General features: G+C 71.1%; 17 protein-coding genes. 5 read left to right on the top strand and 12 right to left on the bottom strand.

What is annotated here, in order from left to right; translation table 11 throughout:
• From ACP6CK_RS22065 to ACP6CK_RS22055, 3 genes are all read left to right on the top strand, one after another.
• Window positions 1–1407, top strand: coding sequence for an efflux transporter outer membrane subunit (locus ACP6CK_RS22065; protein ID WP_426955467.1), 1407 nt, complete (start codon window positions 1–3; stop codon window positions 1405–1407).
• Window positions 1408–1524: 117 nt separating this feature from the next.
• Window positions 1525–2427, top strand: a complete 903-nt coding sequence (locus ACP6CK_RS22060; protein ID WP_426955466.1) for a hypothetical protein — start codon at window positions 1525–1527, stop codon at window positions 2425–2427.
• A 308-nt stretch (window positions 2428–2735) separates the two neighbouring features.
• A complete protein-coding gene (locus ACP6CK_RS22055) occupies window positions 2736–3299 on the top strand; it encodes a hypothetical protein (protein ID WP_426955465.1) in 564 nt (187 codons plus the stop codon).
• 138 nt (window positions 3300–3437) lie between these two features.
• Here ACP6CK_RS22055 and ACP6CK_RS22050 read toward each other — a convergent pair whose 3' ends face one another.
• The 7 genes from ACP6CK_RS22050 to ACP6CK_RS22020 form a co-directional block, all read right to left on the bottom strand.
• The gene (locus tag ACP6CK_RS22050) at window positions 3438–5168 is read right to left on the bottom strand and encodes an FAD-binding protein (protein ID WP_426955464.1); all 1731 of its coding nucleotides are present in this window, start codon (window positions 5166–5168) and stop codon (window positions 3438–3440) included.
• Complete coding sequence (locus tag ACP6CK_RS22045) at window positions 5165–5893, bottom strand: SDR family NAD(P)-dependent oxidoreductase (protein WP_426955463.1); 729 nt, start codon at window positions 5891–5893, stop codon at window positions 5165–5167. The genes ACP6CK_RS22050 and ACP6CK_RS22045 overlap by 4 nt, the downstream gene beginning before the upstream one ends.
• The gene (locus ACP6CK_RS22040; protein WP_426955462.1) at window positions 5890–6720 is read right to left on the bottom strand and encodes a sugar phosphate isomerase/epimerase family protein; all 831 of its coding nucleotides are present in this window, start codon (window positions 6718–6720) and stop codon (window positions 5890–5892) included. Before ACP6CK_RS22040 ends, ACP6CK_RS22045 begins: the two co-directional genes overlap by 4 nt.
• Window positions 6721–6747: 27 nt before the next feature.
• Window positions 6748–7518: a 3-ketoacyl-ACP reductase gene (locus ACP6CK_RS22035; RefSeq protein ID WP_426955461.1), complete on the bottom strand. Its 771-nt coding sequence runs from the start codon at window positions 7516–7518 to the stop codon at window positions 6748–6750.
• Window positions 7515–8480, bottom strand: a complete 966-nt coding sequence (locus tag ACP6CK_RS22030; RefSeq protein WP_426955460.1) for a tripartite tricarboxylate transporter substrate-binding protein — start codon at window positions 8478–8480, stop codon at window positions 7515–7517. The genes ACP6CK_RS22035 and ACP6CK_RS22030 overlap by 4 nt, the downstream gene beginning before the upstream one ends.
• A 194-nt stretch (window positions 8481–8674) precedes the next feature.
• The gene (locus ACP6CK_RS22025) at window positions 8675–9895 is read right to left on the bottom strand and encodes a nickel/cobalt efflux transporter (RefSeq protein WP_426955459.1); all 1221 of its coding nucleotides are present in this window, start codon (window positions 9893–9895) and stop codon (window positions 8675–8677) included.
• Window positions 9896–9907: 12 nt separating this feature from the next.
• Window positions 9908–10192 (bottom strand): metal-sensing transcriptional repressor, encoded by a 285-nt coding sequence (locus tag ACP6CK_RS22020; RefSeq protein ID WP_426955458.1) that lies wholly within the window; start codon window positions 10190–10192, stop codon window positions 9908–9910.
• A gap of 636 nt (window positions 10193–10828) precedes the next feature.
• Between ACP6CK_RS22020 and ACP6CK_RS22015 the strand changes: the two genes are divergently transcribed.
• Window positions 10829–12232, top strand: a complete 1404-nt coding sequence (locus tag ACP6CK_RS22015) for an MmgE/PrpD family protein (RefSeq protein ID WP_426955457.1) — start codon at window positions 10829–10831, stop codon at window positions 12230–12232.
• Between the two features lie 255 nt (window positions 12233–12487).
• Here ACP6CK_RS22015 and ACP6CK_RS22010 read toward each other — a convergent pair whose 3' ends face one another.
• The 4 genes from ACP6CK_RS22010 to ACP6CK_RS21995 are packed head-to-tail and all read right to left on the bottom strand — an operon-like array spanning window position 12488 to window position 18897.
• On the bottom strand, window positions 12488–13474 hold the full coding sequence (locus ACP6CK_RS22010) for a Bug family tripartite tricarboxylate transporter substrate binding protein (protein WP_426955456.1): 987 nt from the start codon (window positions 13472–13474) through the stop codon (window positions 12488–12490).
• Complete coding sequence (locus tag ACP6CK_RS22005; protein WP_426955455.1) at window positions 13467–14867, bottom strand: NAD(P)/FAD-dependent oxidoreductase; 1401 nt, start codon at window positions 14865–14867, stop codon at window positions 13467–13469. Before ACP6CK_RS22005 ends, ACP6CK_RS22010 begins: the two co-directional genes overlap by 8 nt.
• Window positions 14868–14872: 5 nt before the next feature.
• A complete protein-coding gene (locus ACP6CK_RS22000; RefSeq protein WP_426955454.1) occupies window positions 14873–16858 on the bottom strand; it encodes a hydantoinase B/oxoprolinase family protein in 1986 nt (661 codons plus the stop codon).
• A complete protein-coding gene (locus ACP6CK_RS21995) occupies window positions 16855–18897 on the bottom strand; it encodes a hydantoinase/oxoprolinase family protein (protein ID WP_426955453.1) in 2043 nt (680 codons plus the stop codon). The genes ACP6CK_RS22000 and ACP6CK_RS21995 overlap by 4 nt, the downstream gene beginning before the upstream one ends.
• Before the next feature lie 113 nt (window positions 18898–19010).
• Here ACP6CK_RS21995 and ACP6CK_RS21990 point away from each other — a divergent pair, with 113 nt between their 5' ends.
• Window positions 19011–19988, top strand: coding sequence for a LysR substrate-binding domain-containing protein (locus ACP6CK_RS21990; RefSeq protein ID WP_426955452.1), 978 nt, complete (start codon window positions 19011–19013; stop codon window positions 19986–19988).
• 146 nt (window positions 19989–20134) lie between these two features.
• Here ACP6CK_RS21990 and ACP6CK_RS21985 read toward each other — a convergent pair whose 3' ends face one another.
• The gene (locus tag ACP6CK_RS21985; RefSeq protein WP_426955451.1) at window positions 20135–21040 is read right to left on the bottom strand and encodes a LysR family transcriptional regulator; all 906 of its coding nucleotides are present in this window, start codon (window positions 21038–21040) and stop codon (window positions 20135–20137) included.
• Between the last annotated feature and the right edge of the window lie 117 nt (window positions 21041–21157).

Here is a 21157-nt window from a genome sequence, read left to right as displayed (position 1 = left end):
ATGACGCGCTTCCGAACCCTCTTCCTGCTCGGTACGGCGCTGCTGTCCGGGTGCTCCCTCGCGCCGGACTATGAACGGCCCGCGGCCCCGGTTCCCGCCGCCTTCCCGCAGGGCAGCGCCTACCCCCCCGTTCCGGCCGGGGAGAGCACGGCCGACACCCTGGGCTGGCAGGCCTTCTTCCAGGACCCGGCGCTGCGTCGGCTGATCGGGATCGCGCTGGAGAACAACCGCGACCTGCGCGTGGCCGCGCTGAACGTGGAGGCGGCGGAGGCCCAGTACCGGGCGCAGCGCGGCGAGCTCTTCCCCTCCGTCGGCGCCACCGCCGCGGCGGAGTATGCCGGCACCCCGGTGACCGCGAACGGACGGACCGCCTCCGTCACCACGCGAGGCTTCAGCCTCGGCGCCGGCTTCACCGCCTGGGAGATCGACCTGTTCGGCCGCATCCGCAGCCTGTCCGAAGCGGCGCGGCAGGCCGCGCTGTCCCAGGACGAGACACGGCGGGCCACCCAGATCAGCCTCGTCGCGCAAGTGGCGGACGCATACCTCACGATCCTGGCGAACCGGGAGCTGCTGACCCTGACGCGCCGCACGCTCGAGAGCCAGGAGGCCTCCCTGCGCCTGACGCAGGCCACCGCCTCGGGCGGTACCGCGACGGCGCTGACCCTGCGTCAGGCGCAGACCGCGGTGGAGACGGCGCGCGCCAACCTCGCGCTCTACACCCGGCAGGTCGCGCAGGCCGAGAACGCGCTGGCGCTGCTGCTGGGACAGCCCGTGCCGGCCGACCTTCCGGCCGACGCGACGCTCTCCTCCGCGCTGATGCTGGCCGAGGTGCCGGCCGGGCTCGCCTCCTCCGTGCTGCTCCGGCGGCCGGACGTGGTCGCGGCGGAGCGGACACTCATGTCGGCGAACGCCAACATCGGCGCGGCGCGCGCGGCCTTCTTCCCAAGCATCACGCTCACCGCCTCGGGCGGGACGGCCGGCTCGGCTCTCTCCCGGCTGTTTGCCGGCGGCTCGGGCAGCTGGCTCTTCTCGCCGCAGATCAGCGTGCCGATCTTCACCGGCGGCATCAACCAGGCAAACCTCGACTACGCCCGGCTGCAGACGCGGATCGAGGTCTCCAACTACGAGAAGGCGATCCAGACCGCCTTCCGCGAGGTGGCCGACGCGCTCGCGGCCCGCGGCACCTTCGATGACCAGGTCGAGGCGCAGCGGCGCCTCGCCGACGCCTATGCGGACAGCTACCGCCTCTCGGAACTGCGCTTCCGGAGCGGGGTGGACAGCTACCTGGCCGTGCTGGACTCGCAGCGCAGCCTCTATGGCGCGCAGCAGGCGCTCATCACGCTCCGGCAGGAGCGCCTGTCGAGCCTCGTGACCCTCTACAAGGTCCTGGGCGGCGGCTGGCGGTGACAGCCGGGCCGGCCTCCGGCCTTTCGATCATGTCATCGCCATGCGAAGCCTCCCGGCGACGGGTGCCGCGTTTCCAGGACGATGGCGGCAGGCTGGCGGCCGCGAAGGGGGCGAGGGGTGACGGACGAGGCGGTCGAGTTCGTCGCGAAGCAGCGGGAGCCGGACGAGGGCGCGCCGGGAGCGACGGCCGCCTTCCCCTATGACCGCATGACGGTGGAGCGCTTCCGCGAGGCCTTCCCCCGTGCCCGGTGGCGGGAGGACCTGGGCGCCTGGTTCGTGCCCGGCGCACGGGCCGAACGGCGCCTGAGCGCCTGGATGAGCCGCGAGTGGTCGGGCGTGCTCGCCTACGCGGACCAGCGCGGCCGCGACGCCTTCACCTTCGAGCCGATCACGAGTCCCTATCTGGAGGTCGGTGACGACCTCGTCGTCCGGACCCCCTATTCCCGGGCCGTCATCGCCGAGTTGCGGGGGGTGCCCTGGGCGCGGTGGGATCCGGCCGCGAAGGCTTGGCGGGCGCCGTTCCGGTCCATCGAGGAGCTGCGCCGGCGATGGCCGGCCATCGAGAGCGCCGCCCGCCTCGCCGAACCGGAAGAGCGGCGGAAGCGCCAGGAGAGCCGCAAGGACTCCCCGGAGCACGCAGAGAGGCGGGCCGAGGCCGCCGAGCGCCGCCGAAGCCGGTATCCCGTGCCGGACGATGCCCTGCCCCCGCTGGACCGGGCGGTGATGACCCATGCCGGGCCCATGGTGTTCGAGGCGATCACCGGCGAGGTGGCCGAGCCCGCGGTCACCTCGCGCTTCTATCCCCAGGTCGCCAGCGGACTTGGGACGCTGATCTGGGCCGCCTGGCGACGGCCGAGCCATGCCGAGCTGGTGCAGACCTGGCCCGCGCGAATGCCACCCGGCCCGGCCGACCTCGCGCGCGGCTGGTGGCAGCCACCGATCGAGACCCTGCGCGAGGAACGTCGCAGGGCGGCATCCAATGAGCGCGCGCAATCGACGCGCCGGTCGAAAGCGCCGTGATCTTCGACCGACGGGACCCGGCAGATCCGGACGGGCTCGGGCCACTCCGGATAGGCGGGCGTGGGTGGATCTGGCCGAACGGACCGGGACCGCTGCCGCACGGAAGAGCGCTGACGTGAGGGAAGCGCATGGCCGGGCGGCGTGCAGAATTCTGTGCGCGGCCGGCTTCGACGGGGATATAATCCCGTGATCCCGGGTGCCCATCTCGGCACTCGTGGCTGTGGACCGTCACCCCTCGGCGGCGCCGCCGGCCGAAGCCTTCTTCGGGCGTGCGAGAGGTCCGCTGCCTCCCACGGAGGAGAGGAGCCATGCTCTTCCTTGATGACCGGCGCAAAGCCCTGGAAGACGCGTTCTTCGCCCATCTGGATGACGAGTGGCGCCAGCGGCATCGAGCCGCCGACGAGGCCCGGGCACGGCGGCGGGGCCTCTCGGCCGTGGCGAGGAACACGGATGATTCCCTGCTCGACCAGCTCGCGGCGCTCGGCTTCGACGGCAGCACCCTGGTGGCGATCTTTCTCGTTCCCGTGGTGATGATGGCCTGGGCCGATGGACGGATCAGCGACGCCGACCGGAAGGCCGTGCTGACCATCGCGGCCGAGGAAGGCATCGACGGGCGGGGGCCCAGCGCTCAGGTGCTGGAACACTGGCTCGCGAAGCCACCGCCGCACGACCTGATGAATGCCTGGGCCGACTACATCCAGGCGGCCTCGGCCTCGCTCAGCCCAGCGGCTCGGGAAGGGCTGAAATCAGATCTGCTGGAGCAGGCACGGCGCGTGGCAGAGGCGTCCGGCGGCTTCCTCGGGTTCGCGCACAAGCTGACGCCCGCCGAGCTGGCCGTGATGGCAAGGCTCGAGAAGGCTCTCTCAACGTAGGGGAGCGGTTCGGCCCCGCGACGCCAAGCGAGCACGAAGGGAGGCGATGTCAGCATCGTCTCTCTGTTCGTCACCCGGCCGCGACGGGTGGTGCACAGCGCGGACGAGCCGGGACGCTGTGACAAGCGGACCCGGACTTCAGGTTCGCGTCGGAGCGTCAGGCCTCTCGTGGCACGTCGCGGCCGCATGTCGCCCCACGCGGTAGCCGAAGACCATCGCCGGCCCGATCGTCGTGCCCGGCCCGGGATAGGTGCCGCCCATGATGGAGGCCATGTCGTTCCCCGCGGCATAGAGCCCCGGCACCGCGGCCCCATCCGGCCGCAGCACCCGCCCATCGGCATCGGTCGGTAGGCCAGCCGCCGTGGCCAGATCCGCCGGCCACACCGCCACCGCGTGGAAGGGCGCTTTCGTGATGGGCGCGAGGCAGGGATTCCGCCCTCCGCGCGCGGCGTCGCCATTCTGCCGGTTCAGCCGCGTGGAGCCCTTGCCGAAATCCGCGTCCACGCCCGTTTCGGCGAAGCCGTTGTGACGAGCGACCGTGGCCTCCAGCCCCCCGGGCGAGACACCGATGCGCGCGGCAAGCGTCCGCAGGTCAGGTGCCGAGACGAGGTAGCCGTCCCGCTGGAAACCGCGCCAGGACAGCGCGCGCGGCCGGATCAGGCCCAATCCGTAGCGACGCAGGAAGACGCTGTCGCAGATCAGCCAGGCCGGACGGTCCGGGCCGTCGCCGCCATTGCCGAACATCGCGGTGACGACGTCGTGGTAGGACAGCCCCTCATTCACGAAGCGCTCGCCGCGCGCGTTCACGAGGATCACCCCTGGCTTCGCGCGGTCGAGGATGATGTGCGGGAAGGCCACGGCTCCGTCCCGCCCGCGCCGGATGGAGGTGGGCATCCAGAAGGCGCCGGTGCCCTGGCCCGAGGCGTCCGGCGCGGCGCCGGCTGCCGAGGCGAGGTCGAAGCCGTCCCCGGCATCGTCCGGGCAGGCGACCGTCAGTTCGCCCGCGGGGGATGGGGACAGCAGCTTTGCCCGCCAGCCGGGGCTGCCGGAGAAGCCGCCCGTCGCCAGCACCACGCCCCGCCCGGCCCGCACCGTGGTGCGCTGGCCGTTGCTGTCCAGGAGGACCGCGCCCTCCACCCGTCCGTCGCGCAGCAGCAGGCGTTCCGCCCGCGTCCGCATGCGGATGACCACGCCCTGTGCCCGCAGGCCCGCCAGCAGCCGGGCGACCAGCGCGTTGCCCATCACCAGCCGCGTGCCGCGCGGATGGGACAGCCGGTCCCGCGCATGGCGCCCGAGGATGCCGAGCACCCGGCGGAAGGCCGCGACGGAGCCGAAGGGCCGCAGCAGCACCTCCACATCGGGCTTGCCGACCATCATGCCGCCGAACACGGTGAAGCCCGGCCGCGGCGCCCGGATCAGGGCGAGGTCGGGCCCGAGCAGCCGCCCGTCATACTCCGCCGTCGCCAGCGCCCGCCCGGCCGCGACCGCTCCAGGCCCATCCCGGTAATCCGGCGCGAGGGGCGGCAGGATGAGGCGCAGCGGCGTGTTCGCCTCCAGGAAGCGGATGGCCTCCGCGCCCGTCCGCAGGAAGGCCGTCCGCAGCCCGCGCGGGTCCTCTTCCCCCGCGATCCAGTCGAGGTAGCGCGCCGCCTCCTCCACCGTGTCGTCCAGGCCGGCGCGCTGGACGTGATCCGTGCCGGGCACCCAGGCAGTGCCGGCGGAATAGGCGGTGGTCCCGCCGACATGCCCCGCCTTCTCCGCCAGCAGCACGCGCAGGCCGCAGGCGGCGGCGGTGACCGCCGCCACCATCCCCGCGCAGCCGGCGCCCAGGACGAGGAGGTCGACCTCCTCCTCCCCCGCCCCGCTCAATAGCTGGCCCGCCCGCCGGAGACGTCGAAGGTGAAGCCGGTGGTGAAGGTGCAGTCCGGCCCGGCGATCCAGGCGACCATCGCCGCCACCTCTGCCACCGTCGCCAACCGGCCGAGCGGCATCTTCGCCTTCACGGCGGCGATGAAATCGGGCGTCAGGCCGTCCACCAGCTCCGTCTCCGTCATCCCGGGGGCGACAGCGTTCACCAGCACGCCGCTGCCCGCCAGGTCCCGCGCCATGGATTTCGTCAGCCCGATCACGCCGGCCTTGGCGGCGACATAGGCCGCGATGCCGGGCGTGCCCTCCTTCCCCGCGATGGAGGCGACATGGACGATCCGCCCGGCGCCCCGCGCCCGCATGTGGGGCAGCACCGCCCGGCTGACGAGGAAGACGCCGGTGAGGTTCACCGCCAGAACCCGATCCCAATCCGCCGGCGTGATGGTCCAGACCGGCCCCACCGGGCCGCTGATGCCGGCATTGTTCACCAGGATGTCCACGGCCCCGAGCGCGGCGAGCGTCCCGTCCAGCCCGGCCTCGACCGAGGCGGCATCGGACACGTCCACGGCGGCGCAATGCGCGAAACCCTCCTCCCGCACGGGCGAGAAATCGCGGTCCCACACGGCGACGCGGGCCCCATCCGCCGCCAGCCGCCGTGCGATGCCCAGCCCGATGCCCCGTGCCCCGCCCGTGACGACGGCGGCCTTCCCTTGCAGCGGGGAGGTCACGCCCCCATGGCCCGTTCCCACAGCGCGGTCATGGAGGCATGGGCGCGCCGGGCCACCTCGTTCGGGTCGCTCGTGCGGTAATGGGCGTTGAACACCTCCAGCGAATAGCTGCCGGTGAAGCCGATCGCCTCCAGCGCGCGGAGATACTCCTCCAGATCGAGCACGCCCTCGCCCGGTAGCAGACGATAGTGGCGGCTCATCTCCGCGATGTCGAGGCGGACGCGCGGCAGGTCGGCGATCTCGGCCACGAAGATCTTCGCGGGGTCGAGGTCGCGCACATCAGACATCGGCAGGCCGAGCGCCCCGATATGCGAGGAATCGAGCATCAGCCCGACCTGCGGATGGTTCAGGCGCCGGATGATCTCCCAGCCCACCCGGTAATCCGCGAGATGCGTCGCCCAGGACAGGGATTCGAAGGCGATCCGCAGGCCGCGCGCGGCCGCCAGGTCGCCCAGCCGGCCCAGATCCTCCGCGATCATGCCGGGATCGCCGGAGCAGTGCGGCTCCGTGTTCGCCGCGATGGAGAGCGTGTCCGCCCCGCAGAGCGCCGCGAGGTCGAGGATCCGGTCGGCGATACCGAGGCGCCGGTCGATGTCGTCGCGGGGCGCCCCTTCCAGATCCCGCAGAAGCTGGAAGGTGGAGATGCGCAGCCCGGATTCCCTAAGGACACCGAGCGTGTAGTCCACCCCGCGCAGGCTCTCGAACAGGTCACGGAGAAGGAACTCGGTCTCGGCGAAGCCGGCCGCGCGCATGGCGTCCAGCTTGCCCGCCAGCTCCCCGCCGAAGAGGACCGTGGTCGTGCCGAAGCGGTGGAGAGGAGGGGTCACAAGGCGTCTTCCTGCTGTCTCGAGCGATTAGGCGCGGTGAAGCTGCAGCCCACCATCGATGGTGAAGGCCGCACCGGTGGTGAAAGGGATGTCCCCGGCCGCGAGCGAGGCCACGGCGCGGCCGACATCCTCCGGCTGGCCCCAGCGGCGGATCGGCGTCGCGCCCTCGGTGATTAGCCCGTCGTAGCGCTCCCGCGCCCGTGCCGTCATGTCGGTCGCGATGTAGCCGGGGCGGATCTCGTGCACGGCGACCCCCGCCTCCCCCAGGCGCGCCGCGAAGAGCCGTGCGGCCATGGAAGCCCCAGCCTTCGACATGCAGTAATCGCCACGGTTGTGGGAGACGAGCACCGCATTCGCCGAGGTGACGAAGACGATGCTGCGCGGTGTCTCCGGCGCTGCCGCCCGCAGCATCCGACGCGCGGCAGCCTGGGCGAGGAAGAAGCCGCCGCGCGTATTCACGGCGAAGACCCGGTCGTAGCTCTCCGGCGTCACCTCCAGCAGGTCGCCCAGCGCGAGGGTTGAGACCCCGGCATTGTTCACCAGGCAGTCCAGCCGGCCGAAGGCTTCGCCGACGCCGTCGAGCAGCGCCTCATGCGTCTCGATCGCCGCCACGTCGGCCGGCAGGAAGACGCCGCGTGCCCCGCGGGCCGAGAGTCCGGCGAGTGTCTCCTCCGCCGCAGCGTCCCGCTCGACATCGGCGATGGCGACATCGAAGCCCCGCTCCGCCAGGGCCCAGGCGACACCGCGCCCGATGCCGCGGCGCCCGCCCGTGACGAGCGCCGCCGGACGGCCGCTCATTCCTCGGCCCGGTAGCCCGATTCGGCGACGACCGGCGCCCAGGCGTCGCGCTCCCGCCGCACCTGGGCCGCGAACTCGGCAGGGGTGGTGACGGGGATACGGTACTCCAGCCGGTCCAGCGTCGCGCGCAGCTCCGGCTTCTGCTGGGCCGCGGTGATCGCGCGGTGCGCGGCCTCCACGATGTTGGCCGGGGTGCGAGCGGGCAGGAAAAGCGCGAACCACTCCTCGCTCGTCAGCGCGGGATAGCCCTGCTCGGCATAGGTCGCGACGTCGGGCACGCGCGGCACCCGCTCCGCCGAGGAGACGCCGAGGATGCGGAGCTGGCCGGCGCGATAGAGCTCCGTCGCCTCGCCCAGCACGCAACTCACCGAATCCACCTGCCCGGCCAGCAGGTCCTGCAGCCCCGGCGCGGTGCCGCGATACGGCACGTGGGACATCCCGATGCCCAGGTACTTCGCGATCTGCACGGTCTGGAAATGCGCCCAGGTCCCCGCGCCCGGCGTGCCATAGGTCGGCTCCCGCCCCGTGCGCTTCGCCCATTCGCCGAACTGCGCCAGGTTCTGCGCGGGGTGATCGGCCTTCACCACCAGCACCTGCTGGTAGCTGACCAGCGGCGCCACCGGGGTGAAATCGTCCAGGCTGTAGTTCAGGCGGCGGTAGATGTGTGGGTAGATCGTGAGCTGCCCCGCCGGCGACTGGATCAACGTGGTCCCGTCTGGCACGGCCGCCTTGCCCGCTTCCAACGCAAGCCGGCCACCGGCGCCGGAGCGTGCCTCGACGATCACGGTGGGGGCGTAGAGGCCGCGCATGTGCTCGGCATAGAGTCGGGCCACGACGTCGCTGGACCCGCCCGGCGGAAAACCGATGATGAGGCGCGCGGTGCGGTCGATCGCCTGCGCACGGGCCTTCGGTGCAGCGGCGAACGCCAGGGGGAGGCCCCACGCGGAGCGTCTGGTCAGCATTCCCGGTCCTTCTCCTCCGACTTATAGTTTAGCCATATGACCTTAATGGTGGGCCTCGGATCGGGCAATCCGCGGTCGGGGAATGGCGCATCGCGGTGAGCAGGATTCCCACAAAGAACCGGATTGAGCGTTCCACAGCCAGAAACCCCTGCCCCGGTCGCCCCGTCATGCTGAGATCGTTGCGGCTCAACCGATCAGGCCATCAGCCGTGCCAGCGCATGAACCCCCACATAGAGTCCCACGAGAATGATGAGAAACCCGGAGGCATAGGGCGCCTTGCGGATGAAGCTGTCGAAGCCCGCCCATCGCCGGGAGACCTGGCACATGCCCAGGGCCGCCGCCGCGCCGATCGCCACCATGGTGATGGCCAGCCCGATGCCGAAGCAGAGAACCATCACCACGGCCAGCGAGATCTCCTTCAGCTGAAGGCAGATCAGCAGCACCGTGATCGCCGCCGGGCAGGGAATCAGGCCGCCGGTCAGGCCGAACAGGATGATCTGCCAGGTGGTCACCGGGCGACCGTCGAACCGTTGCTGGATATCGCGGGCATGGGCCCGCTCATGCGCGTCCTGATATCCGTCGGAACCGATCTGCGGTCCCTGCAGCTCGGCACGCCCATGCGGACCCGCCTCGCCGGCACCGCCCGCGGCGTGATCGTGCTCCGTGAACCGCACGTCATAGTCGTGCGAGTGGTTCCCGTGGGACAGGACCAGTCGCGCCGTGAACTCATGGGGTTCAGGGATCTCAGCAATGCTCTCCAGATATCCCTCGCGCTGGACGAAGGCGAAGTCGCCGCGGCTTCCGTCCGACCTCAGGGTCTGCACCGTGACGTCCTGCGGCACCCAGCCATGACCGCTCTCGGTCCGTAGCCGCCAGCGCGGAGGCACCCCGTCCTCGAAGATCTCAAGCGCAACGACCCCGTGGCCCGTATCGATGCGGCGCTGCGCCCCATGGGCGGCGTGGTCGCGGGCGGGGTGCTCATCGTGGCTGTGGGAGTGTCCGTGATGCACGTGCCCATGATGGTGGTCATGGCCGTGCGAATGGCCGCCCGCGGCCGGACTCATCGCCTGCTGGTCCCGCCATGTCCGCCAGAGCATCCAGAGCGCCAGGGCGATGATCAGGACGGCGGAGGCGAGCTGGAACCAGGGCTCGCTCGCCTCCGGGTCGAGGCCGCGCCAGAGATACATGCCGCCCAGGCCGATGATCCAGACAACCGCGGTGTGGGAGATGGTCGCCGCCAGGCCGAGCAGGACGGCCTGCTTCACGGTGCCGCGCACGGCGACGATGAAGGCCGCCATCATGGTCTTGGAATGGCCCGGCTCCAGCCCATGCAGGATGCCCAGGAGGATGGCGGACGGGATGAACAGCCAGGCATACCCGGTGCCCTGCTGGATCATGTCGGCGAAGGACGGCATGGCGATGATTCTCTAGAGATACTTGGTGATGGCCTTGAATTCGTCGATCGGGGCCCGCTGCCCGCGTGGGAGCGCGCCCACCACGTGCTCCAGGCAGTGATCGAGGTGATCCTGGATCAAGGTCCTCTTGGCCTGGGTGATCGCTTTCTCGACCGCGTGGAGCTGCTGGGCGAGGTCGAGGCAGGAACGGCCGTCCTCGATCATGCCGACAATGCTGCGCAGGTGCCCCTCGGCCCGCCGCAGCCTCTTGATGATGTCCGGGTGGGTCTGATGAACGTGAGGTCGGGCCTCGGACATGTCTCATCTCTCAAGACGACAGATGAGTTTTCCTATCCCCCTGGAGGGGATGGATCAACCCGTGAGGAGGGCAACGCTGCAGCCACGGAACCGCATGATGGAGGGGCTTCCTCTTCGCGCCGAGCTGCCGCCTCGATCCGGTCGCGGGCCCCGGCAAGTGCGCGCCCGCATCAGCCCTCAGCGGGCCGCCCGCTGAATCCACAGGACATGCGCATCCGGCCCGTCAAACGGCTTGCGCAACGCTGGATCAGGCGCGCCCACCCGCTCCCGCTGTTGATGATGCGCCGTCGCGGCACCTACCGGATGCGATCTCGGGTCGGCGGCCCCTGGAGCCGTGGTCTCCATTCCCGAGACCGAGCCCGCCCGGCAGGGCAGGACCAGGAAGGCCGCCCACCGAGGTCGAGGCACGGGCCCATGCATCGGTGACTGCGCAGCGCGGCAGGACCTCGGGAGCCGGACCGCAGATGACTCTGGCGCCGCCTGGCATGGTCCCTCACCTTCCCTGGCCCTCGAGAGCGGCCTAGGCTGCCGCCACCGCAGGCGGATACGCGACGAGACGGAACCTCTCGGCACCGCAGCAAGCGGCCGGGTCTTCGGACATGTCGCGGCAGGATGCAGCGCGGGAGGAAGGTGACGGTGGCTCGGGTGTCGGAATGGTCCAACACGGGCGATCAGGCCGCTGCCCGCCTCGCCGCATGGTGCGCGGAGGTCCCGCGCGGATGGTCGGCCGCCAGCCTCGAAGGCGCCCGCCGCGCCATCGTGGACACGATCGCCGTGATGCTGGCCGGACAGGATGAAGCCTGCACCACGAACACCCGGCACGCCGTGCGGGGCTGGGGTGACGGGCCCTGCCACGTGATGGGCGGACGTCCGCAGGCGGCGCCCTGGGCCGCGCTGGTGAACGGCACCGCCGCCCACGCCCTGGACTATGACGACGTGCTGGACCCTGCCATGTCGCACCCGAGCGCGGCCCTCGTCCCCGCCGTGCTGGCCCTGGCGGAAGCCGAGAATGCCTCCGGCGCGGAGGCACTCGACGCCTTCCTCGTCGGCTTCGAGGTGCTGGCGCGGCTGGGCGAGGCGATGAACCTCGTCCACTACCAGCGCGGCTGGCACACCACGCTCTCCCTCGGCAGCATGGGCGTGGCGGCGGCCTGCGCGCGGATGCTGCGGCTGGACGCCGGGCGCATGGCCATGGCCATCTCCCTCGCCACCAGCATGGCCGGCGGCTCCAAGCGCCAGTTCGGCACCATGGCCAAGCCGTTGCACGCCGGGCTGGCCGCGAAGAACGGGCTCGTCGCGGCGCAGCTCGCCGCCTCCGGGGTTACCGCCGTCGACGATCCCTTCGAGGGGCGCTGGGGCTACATCGAGCTGATGGCCGGCGACACCGCCCCGGGCCTGGCCCGCGCCGTCCAGCGGATCGGCGACCCGCCGGCCATGGAGCAGTACGGTGCCTGGGCGAAGGCCTACCCCTGCTGCGCCTCCACCCACCGCCCGGTGGACGCGCTGCGATCCCTCGGCCTGCGGCCGGATGCGGTGACCAGGATCGAGGCCGCCGTGTCCGAGGTGGCGGCGGCCAACCTGCGCTACCGCATCCCCCACACCCCGAACGAGGCGCGGTTCAGCCTTCCCTACTGCCTCGCCGCAACGCTGGCGGACGGCACGCTCACCGTCTCCAGCTTCACGCCAGAGGCCATCGCGCGCCCAACCCTGCGCCCGATCATGGAGCGCGTGACGATGACGGTGGACCCGGAGCTGACGGCGGACCGTCCGGTGACCGAGAGCTTCGAGCGCGGCACCCTCGATGTGACGCTCGCCGACGGCACCCGGAAGCGGGTGGCAGTGCTGACCCCGCGCGGCCATCCGGACGCGCCGCTGAGCGAGGCCGATCTGGAGGCAAAGTTCCGCGACTGCGCGTCCCCCGCGCTGACGCCCGCCGCGGTGGATGCGGCGCTGGAGCGACTCTCCCACTTCGGGCGGCTGGAACGTGTATCGGAGCTGACGTCCACCCTGAGCAATCTGGCGATCGCGGGACCGGCCTGAACGTTCCTCGGGCACCTCCGGGGGAGAGAAGGTATTCTCTCCCCCAGACCCCCTCTCATCTATTCTTATCAGGCTGCCGCGGAAGCCGTGGTCGGGCTCTCCCGTGTCTGAATTCCGCGGCAGCTTGATAGAAGGAGAAACGGGCCGAACGCACGGCGTTCGGCGGGGTTCGGGGAGCGGGAGAATGCGTTCTCCCTCTCCCCGGAGTCACCACACCACGACGTCAGGACAACGGTACGCCCGAGGCGAGGGCGGCTAATTCACCCGCGCGCCGGACGCGCGGACGATCGGCGGCCAGAAGACCCGCTCCTCCGCGATGAAGGCGTTGAAGCGGGCCGGGGTGTAGTTGAGCATCGGCGGCATGCCGTTCCCGTCCAGCCGTTCCTTGACGGCGGGATCGGCCAGGGCCGTGGCCATCGCGGAGGAAAGCCGATCCACGATCGGCTGCGGCAGGCCGGCCGGCCCCCAGATGCCGAACCAGGAATAGGCCTTCAGCTCGGGCAGCCCAGCCTCCGTGTTGTCGGGCACGTCGGGCACCAGCGGCTGCCGGTTGGGGGAGGCCATGATGATCCGGATGTTCCCCGCCGCCGCCTGCGGGCCGTGCAGCGTCGCGATGTCGAAGGCGAACTGCACGTCGCCGTTCACCAGCGCCTGCAACGCCTCCGCCCCGCTGCGATAGGGCACGTGCTCCGCCCGGCAGCCCGTCAGGCGCAGCAGGTTGGCGCCGGCCAGATGGCTCGTCGCGCCCGTGCCGTTGCTCGCGAAGGAGAGCTGGCCGGGGCGGGCGCGCATCTCCGCGATCAGCTCCTGCAGGCTCGTCACGCCGAAGTTCTTCCGCGTGACGGACAGGGTGAGCGGCACGAAGACGGTGGGGGAGATGGCGGTCAGGTCGCGCTCGGGATCGTAGGGCAGGCGCTCGAACAGCGTCTGCGCGATGACGACGGAGGAGACGGCGGCGTGGACGAAGGAATAGCCGTCCGGCGGAGACTTCGCGACGTTGTCCGTGCCCACCACGCCGCCCGCGCCGACACGGTTCTCCACCACGCAGGAGACGCCAAGAAGATCCGACAGCTTCGGGGCCAAGATCCGCATGACGATGTCCGTCGCCCCGCCGGGGCCAAGCGGGACGACGAAGCGGATCGGGCGATTGGGCCAGGAACTCTGCGCCAAAGCCGGCGCGGCGAGGCCGGCGAGCGGCGCCGCCAGCAGGCTGCGGCGGCGGAGCGCGAGGGGATCACGCATGATGGTCTGCTTTCCGTTCCGACGAGGATGAACCGATGGCAGGCGTGTCTTCTTGGCCCGTTCGCGCCGGGGCGGCAGGGCGGTGATCGAGCCGGTCGCGGATTTGATAGTAGGTCCCGACGACGGGCAAGAACCAGGGCGTTCCGTGATAGAGCGGGTGCGTGGGCATGGGCCCGGCATCGAAGGCGTTGATCGGCTCCTTGCCGCCGCTGAGGATCTTGCGCGCGAGGCTGTGCCCCAGCCAGTTCATCATCACCACGCCGCTGCCATTGCAGCCCATCGCGTAGTGGATTCCCTCATGCTCCCCGATATGGGGCATGTAGTCGAAGGGCACGGCCACGCGGCCGCCCCAGCTATGCGTGACGCGGATACCGGCGAGCTCCGGGAAGCGGCGAACCATCTGACGGTGCAGGATGGCGGCCGTCACCTCCTCCTTCGCCGGGAAGAAGCGGGCGCGGCCGCCGAAGAGAAGGCGCCGGCCATCGGGCGAGAGGCGGTAATGGTTCACCACCCGACGCGTCTCGGACACCGCGCGGTCCTGTGGCATGATCCGCTGCGCCAGGTCCTCCGGCAGTTCCTCCGTCGCGATCATATGGGTGGTGACGGGGATCACCTGCCGGTGGAAGTCGCCGACCAGGCGGCCGGTATAGCCATTGGTCGCGAGCACCACGGTATCCGCCTGCACCGGGCCGCGACTGGTCTCCACGCGCCAGCCGCCGGGGACACGGGCAATGCCGGTGACGCGCGTCCCGCCATGCGCGCGGACGCCGGCGCGGCGGGCCGCGTCCAGCAGCCCGCCATAAAGGCGTGCGGGATGCAGGTGCCCAGCGCGGCCGATGAGGACGCCGCCCGCATAGGCGTCGCTGCCGACCTCCTCCCGCATCCGCTCCGGCGGGATCATGCGCGCGTCCGCATCCGTGAAGCGGTTGAGGTCGTCGAGCTTCTTCTCCCAGCTCTCCCAATGCGCGTCGGTCCAGAGCGCGGTCAGGCGGCCGGTGGCGTGCCAGCCGCACTGGATCTGGTGCCGCTCGATCAGGTCGAGCAGGTGGCGCATGCCGGCGGCGGAATCGCGCAGGATGGTCTGGCGGCGCGTGGCGGCGCCCTCCATCGCGTTGCCGCCGCCGGGGATCTTGCCGACATTCACGCCGCCGGTGACCTGGCCGCCGCTGCGGGTGCTGGCGCCCCAGCCCAGGCGCTCCGCGTCCAGCACCAGCGGGCGGCGGCCCGCCTCGGCCAGGGTCAGGGCGCAGTGGACGCCCGCATAGCCGCCGCCGACGATGAGCACGTCGACGGCGCGCGGCAGTTCGGCGGGCGGGTCCTCCGGCGGGGTGAAGCCCTCCCACCACCAGGGGGCGGTGCGGAAGTCAGGGGAGAGGATGTCCCGCCGCGCCATCTCCGCTACTCCGCCGCCTGACGCGGGCGCATATAGGGAAGCTCGGCCAGAAGGTCCTCCCAGGCGGCCCAGACCTCGGCATGGCCGCTGCCCTCCTGCGTCACGGCCTGCATCAGGCGACGCTTGACGAAGTAGCGCCAGTGGACCGGCAGGCCCGCGAGGATCTCGGTCATGGCGGCGTAGGCCGCGGGCGTCCAGACGCGCTCGAAGGCTTCCCGCGCGGCGCCGAAGTGGAAATGCGGCTTCGGCGCGTTGCTGCGGCGGGAGGCGCGAAGCGCCTCAGTGGCCGGGAAATCCACGACCTCGCCTCGGAGGACGACACCGTAATCCGTGTCGGCGTCCTCCGGCGAGACATAGCCGCAGATGACGTCGCGCAGCACGCGCTCGGGCTCGCGCTCCAGCGGGTCGCCGCGGCCGCCGCCGCCAGGGGAGACGATGCGGATGATGTCGCCGGGATTGGCGGAGAAGGTGTCGATGTTGTCCAGCCGCCGCATGTCCGGCCGCCCGGGGTTGATCGACATGGTGGAGGGCTGGCCCGCCCGGCCGCCGAGGATGCCCCAGGCCTGGAAGCGGCAGCGATCCCGATTGCGCGCGGTGATGCGCGTGTTCGGGGTGAAGACCTGGAACTCCATCTGCGTTGCCAGCCCGCCGCGCCAGCGCCCCGCGCCGCCCGTGCCGGAGGCGAGGCCGTAGCGGCGGAAGCGGATCGGCACCTCCGCCTCGGTGATCTCGATCGGCGTGTTCTTGAGGTAGGCGGCATCGGCACCGGAACCATCCGTGCCATCCCCGTGCGGCATGCCGCCGGCGCCGCCCACCACCGGATTCACCGCCGCGATCACGGATTCGCCGGTGCGGTCGTCATACGTCATGACGTTCACGATGGACGAGGATCCGGCCGGCGCCGCCGGCATCCGCTCCGGCATGGCCAGCCCGAAGGCGCCGAAGAGCAGGCTGCGCAGCCGCGCGCAGGACAGGCTCCGCATCCCGACCGCCGCCGGGAATTGCGGGTTCACCATCGTCCCTTCCGGCAGGATGCAGTGGAAGGGACGGGTCAGGCCATAATTCAGCAGCAAGCTCGGGTTCTGGGAGAAGAGCACGTAGTACACGCCCACCAGCATCAGCGTGTGATGCGGGTTGCCCCCCGTCGGCACGTTGAGCGAGGAGGTGAGCTGCGGGTCGCTGCCCGTGAAGTCCAGGATGGCGGAATCGCCGCGGATCTTCAGCGTCACCGCCAGCCGTGCGGGATAGCCGTCCGGCCCATCCTCATCGGCATAGTCGGAGAAAAAGTACTCGCCATCTGGGATCGAGCGCAGGATCTCGCGCGCCTGGTGCTCGGCATAGTCCTGCAGGTCCGCCAGCCCCTGGCGCAGCGTGTCGGCGCCGAACTTCGCGATCATCTCGCGGATCTTGCGCTCGCCGGTGTTCATGGCGCCGACGAAGGCCTTCAGGTCGCCCAGGTTCAGCTCGGGCTTGCGGACGTTGGTCATCATGACGTCCACCAGCTCCTGGTTCAGGACGCCGCGGCGGTAGAGTTTGGACGGCTTGAAACGGATGCCTTCCTGATGAATCTCCGTCAGCGCCCGGGACAGGCTGGCCGGCACAGCGCCGCCCATGTCGGTGTTGTGGATGTGGCCGGAGGCGAAGCAGAGAATCCGTCCCTCATGGAAAATCGGCTTCCAGATGACGAGGTCCGGCGTGTGGGTCGCGAGATAGCCGGAATAGGGATCATTGGTCATGCCGATGTCGCCCGGCTCGTAGTCCGGGATCATCGGGATGGCCTGGCCGTAATCCAGGCCGGGATACCAGGTGGCACCCAGGTCCATCGGCACGGCACAGGTCTTCCCCTGCGCGTCCAGGATCTGGATGGTGAAGTCCTCCGTCTCCTTCACGAAGGTGGAGTGCGCCGTACGGTAGAGCGTGTAGGCCATGTTCTCCGCGGCGGCGCGGGTGTGGTTGGCCAGGATCTCGAGCGTGATCTTGTCGAGGCTCATGCCACGGCCTCCAGGATGATGTTGCCCATGCCGTCCACCCGCGCCGTGAATCCCGGCGGGATGCAGGCGGTGCTGTCGTCCTGCGCCACCACGCAGGGCCCGGCAAAGCGGTGCCCGGCGCGGAGCGCGGCGCGGCCGTAGAGCGGCACCTCGTGCCAGCCATCGTCGAAGAAGACGCGCAACGTCCGGTCCGGCGGCGGTTCCCCGGCCGCCTCCGGCAGGGGCCGCAGGGACGGCTTCGGCGAGGCTCCGGACATGACGAGGCGCAGATTCATGATCTGCACCGCGGAGTCCCGGTCGCAGAAGTCGTAGATGCCCTCATGCGCCCGGTGGAAAGCCTCGGCCAGCGCGCCCATGTCGCCGGCCATCACCGCGGCGTGGTCCAGCGGCACCTCGATCTCGAAGGACTGGCCGCGATAGTGCATGTCGGCCAGCCAGGACGGGGTGGCCGTCCCCTCGAAGCCCTGCTCTTCCCGCAGCCAGGTCGTGCCCTGGGACAGCAGCGATTCCGCCTCCGCCCGCAGCTTCGCCGCATCGGACGCGTCCGCGGTGATGAAGAGCGTCCGGATGAAGTCGTTCTTCACATCCGCGACCAGCCCCCCCAGCGCGCTGACCACGCCGGGGCGCGCGGGCACGAGCACGCGGCGCATGCCGAGTTCCCGCGCCAGGAAGCAACCGAGCATCGGCCCCGCGCCACCGAAGGTCAGCAGCGCGAAGTCGCGGGGATCCACGCCGTAGCGGGCGACGAGCTTGTTCACCTCGGCGAACATGCCGGAGATGGCGATGCGGATGATCGCCTCCGCCGTCCGCTCCGGGGTTATGCCCAGCTTCTCCGCCAACCCGCCGATGGCGGCGCGCGCCAGCCCCACGTCCGGGCGGAAAGCGCCATAGGCCAAGTCGTGCTGGCCAAGGAAGCCGCAGACGGCGAAGGCATCGGTGATGGTGGGCTGCGTGCCGCCGCGCCCGTAGCAGGCCGGCCCGGGGGAGGACCCGGCACTTTCCGGCCCCACCTTCAGCACGCCGAACCCGTCCACCCACGCGATGGAGCCGCCGCCATCGCCGATCGAGGACACGGCCACGCTGGGAATGTAAAGAGGCAGGTCGCCGATCTTCTCGCCGGCGCCGAATTGCGGCTGCCCGTCCATGATCAGCGCGACGTCCGCGCTGGTGCCGCCGATGTCGAGGGTGATGACGTTCGGCTCCCCCGCCTCCCGCGCCACCCAGGCCGCGCCCATGACGCCGGACGCCGTGCCGGACAGCACCATGCTGACGCAGGCCCGCTTGCCCAGCTCCGCCGACATGACGCCGCCATTGGACTTCGTGATCAGCGGCGCCGCCGTCACGCCGCGGCCTTGCAGTCCCTCGATCAGCCGGTCCAGGTAGTCCCGAATCTTCGGGTGTACATAGCCGTTGATCAGCGCCGTGGTGGTCCGCTCATACTCGCGGATCACCGGCCATACCTCGCTGGAGCGGAAAACGAAGAGCTCCGGCGCGGCCTGCCGCACGATCGCCGCCGCCCGCTCCTCATGCGCGGGGTTGCGATAGGCATTCAGCAGCGCGACGACGATCCCTGCCACGCCCTTGGCCCGCGCCCGCTCCACGGCCGCGCGGACGGAGGCCTCGTCCAGCGGCGCCTCCTCGGACCCGTCCGCCAGGATGCGGCCGCCGACCCCGAAGATCCGGTCCCGCGGCACCAGCGGCGCGCCACGGCGGGAGAACAGGCTGTAGGCCTCCGGCATCCGCAGCCGGGCCAGCTCAATCACGTCCTCGAAGTGCTCGGTCGTCAGCAGGGCGAGGTCCGCACCTTTGCGCTGGATCACCGTGTTGATGCCGACCGTGGTGCCGTGGACGAAGCTGGTGATGTCCGCCGGCCGGATGCCGTGCCGCTCCTGCAGCAGGTCCAGACCGCGCAGCAGCTCCGCGCCGGGCGTCTGGGGGGTGGTGAGGACCTTCAGGCTGTGCAGCTCCTCGCCTTCCTCGTCCCAGAGGCAGAAGTCGATGAAGGTGCCGCCGATATCGACGCCGACGCGGTGACCCATCCGGTCCAGATTCCTGCCGTGTTGCGGATCGAAGTATGGGCGGGCCCTGCCGCCGGTCGACAGAAGAGGTGGAGGAAGGGCATAACCTGGGGTTATGTGCGGGGAGGCCCGGGATGAACGCCCGCCAGCTCGAGATCTTCCACGCGGTCATGCGCAGCGGCACGATCACCGGGGCGGCCGCCTTTCTTCGCGTCACCCAGCCCGCCGTCAGCAAGGCGGTGCGGGCGATGGAGCGCTCGCTCGGCTTCCGGCTGTTCCGCACGATCCGGGGGCGGCTCTATCCCACGCCGGAGGCCGAGCGGCTGCTTCCGGACGCGGACCGGATCATGAGCGAGTTCTCCGCCTTCCAGCGCCTGACCGGGGAGGTGCGGACGGGCGGTGCCGGGCTGGTCCGCGCGGTCGCCTCCTCGGCCTGCGCCACGGCCCTGCTGCCGCGGGCCGTCACCCTTTTCCAGAAGACGAATCCGGCGGTCCGCATCGCCTCCCAGCTTCTCTCCGCCCGCAGCGTGGCGGAGGCGGTCGCGGCCGGGGAGGCGGATTTCGGACTCGCCCTCTCGCCCGTGCAGCTTCCCGGCCTGTCCGTCCGCACCCTGGGCGCGGCGGAGATGGTCCTGATCGCGCCCACCGGCCATCCCCTGCTGGAACGCGACGTGGTCACGCCGCCGGACCTCGCGCCCCATCCCCTAATCTCCTTCGGCGGGGAGACGCATTTCGGCCGCCTGCTGGACCAGGCCTTCGACAGCTCCGGGGTGCGACGCGTGATCGGGCTGCAGGTGACCATGAGCCTCGTGGCAGCCTGCTATGTCCAGCAAGGCGTCGGCGTGGCGCTCGTGGACAGCTTCACCCTCCCGCTCGGCCTGTCCGGCCTGGGCTGGCGGCCCTTCCGCCCGACCGTGCTGCTGCCTGTCACGCTGATGGCGGAGGGGAGCCACGCCCTGTCGCGCCACGCCGCGGGCCTCGTCGCCGCCGTGGAACAGGTGCTGGAGGGCAGCGCCCCATCCCCTGCCGGTGACACGGTCCGGGCCCTGCCTGGGCTAAGCCCCGGGCGTCGGGCACCACGTCCGGCGTCCCGATCGCAGGCGAGCCGATGACCCCTTCCGGCGCGAGGCTGCTCCGATCCGCGCAACGCCCCGGTCCGTCCAACACAGCTTGGGGCTGGGCGATGACCCAGCCGGTCAACCCGGGAAGGCCCTTCCCAGAATGCTTCGTGTCAGGCAGTCCGTAACGCGGCCAGCCCTCACCGCAGCCGCTCGGCCAGGAAGTTCACGAACACGCGGACCCGGGCCGGGGTATTCGAGCCCCCGACGAACACCGCGTGGATCGCCTCCACGTCCCCCGGATTGAATGCCTCCAGGATGGGAACCAGCCGCCCCGAGGCGATCTCCGCCGCCACGCTGAACGCCCCCACGCGCGCGATGCCGACACCCGCCGCGGCGAGTTGGCCGAGGGTCTCGCCGTTGTTCGCCTCGATGCTTCCCCGGACGCTCAGGACGATATCGCGCCCGTCCCGGCGGAACGGCCAGATCGGCTCGGCGCGGCGGAAGTTGAAGCTCAGGCAGTTGTGGTCGTGCAGGTCTTCCGGGAACTCCGGCGTCCCGTGCCGCGCCAGGTAGTCGGGGGAGGCGACGATCACGCGGCGCGTCTCGCCGAGCTTGCGGGCCGTCAGCGCACTGTCGGCCAGCGGCCCGAAGCGGACGGCCACATCCGCCTGACCGCCCGCGACATCGACCAGCGCATCGTCCAGATTCAGGTCCAGCAGGATGTGCGGATAGAGCCGCGTGAAGTCGCCGAGCAGCGGCACCACGCAGAGCCGGCCGTGCGACAGGGACGCGCTGACCCGGAGCCGCCCGCGCGGGGCGCCCTGGTCGGCGATCGCCCGCTCGGCGTCGTCCAGATCCGCCAGGATGCGCCGCGCCGCGCCGAGATAGGCCTGTCCCTCTGCCGTGAGAGCGAGCGTCCGGGTCGTCCGCAGCAGCAGCCGGACTCCCAGCCGCGCCTCGATCCGGTCCACGGCCCGGCTGACGGCCGAGGGGGTGAGGCCGAGCCCCCGCCCGGCCGCGGAGAAGCTGCCCTGGGCGACCACGGCCGCGAAGATCTCCAGCGCCCGCGCGCGGTCCTCGCCGATCCGAACCTTTGCGTCCAACTCACAGATCCTTCGCCACCGACTGGCCTAATACGGCTGGGACGCCCCGTCTACCTGTGCGCCCGAACCGCACACCCGGCCCGCGGCGGCGAGGCCTGCCCGCCTCCCCCGCCGGTC

Origin of the sequence: Muricoccus radiodurans (assembly GCF_050154705.1) — a bacterium.
Taxonomy (GTDB): Bacteria; Pseudomonadota; Alphaproteobacteria; order Acetobacterales; family Acetobacteraceae; genus Roseomonas; species Roseomonas radiodurans.
Note: the sequence above shows the minus strand (reverse complement) of the source record. Positions and strands in the feature narration are given on the sequence as shown.

Bases quoted from the DNA above. Each gene is read 5' to 3' on its own strand.
- ACP6CK_RS22005 (WP_426955455.1), bottom strand. From the start codon at position 14,867: ATGGCGCGGCGGGACATCCTCTCCCCTGACTTCCGCACCGCCCCCTGG.
- ACP6CK_RS22010 (WP_426955456.1), bottom strand. From the start codon at position 13,474: ATGCGTGATCCCCTCGCGCTCCGCCGCCGCAGCCTGCTGGCGGCGCCG.
- ACP6CK_RS21990 (WP_426955452.1), top strand. From the start codon at position 19,011: ATGAACGCCCGCCAGCTCGAGATCTTCCACGCGGTCATGCGCAGCGGC.
- ACP6CK_RS22025 (WP_426955459.1), bottom strand. From the start codon at position 9,895: ATGCCGTCCTTCGCCGACATGATCCAGCAGGGCACCGGGTATGCCTGG.
- ACP6CK_RS22020 (WP_426955458.1), bottom strand. From the start codon at position 10,192: ATGTCCGAGGCCCGACCTCACGTTCATCAGACCCACCCGGACATCATC.
- ACP6CK_RS22030 (WP_426955460.1), bottom strand. From the start codon at position 8,480: ATGCTGACCAGACGCTCCGCGTGGGGCCTCCCCCTGGCGTTCGCCGCT.
- ACP6CK_RS21995 (WP_426955453.1), bottom strand. From the start codon at position 18,897: ATGGGTCACCGCGTCGGCGTCGATATCGGCGGCACCTTCATCGACTTC.
- ACP6CK_RS22035 (WP_426955461.1), bottom strand. From the start codon at position 7,518: ATGAGCGGCCGTCCGGCGGCGCTCGTCACGGGCGGGCGCCGCGGCATC.
- ACP6CK_RS22055 (WP_426955465.1), top strand. From the start codon at position 2,736: ATGCTCTTCCTTGATGACCGGCGCAAAGCCCTGGAAGACGCGTTCTTC.
- ACP6CK_RS22000 (WP_426955454.1), bottom strand. From the start codon at position 16,858: ATGAGCCTCGACAAGATCACGCTCGAGATCCTGGCCAACCACACCCGC.
- ACP6CK_RS22065 (WP_426955467.1), top strand. From the start codon at position 1: ATGACGCGCTTCCGAACCCTCTTCCTGCTCGGTACGGCGCTGCTGTCC.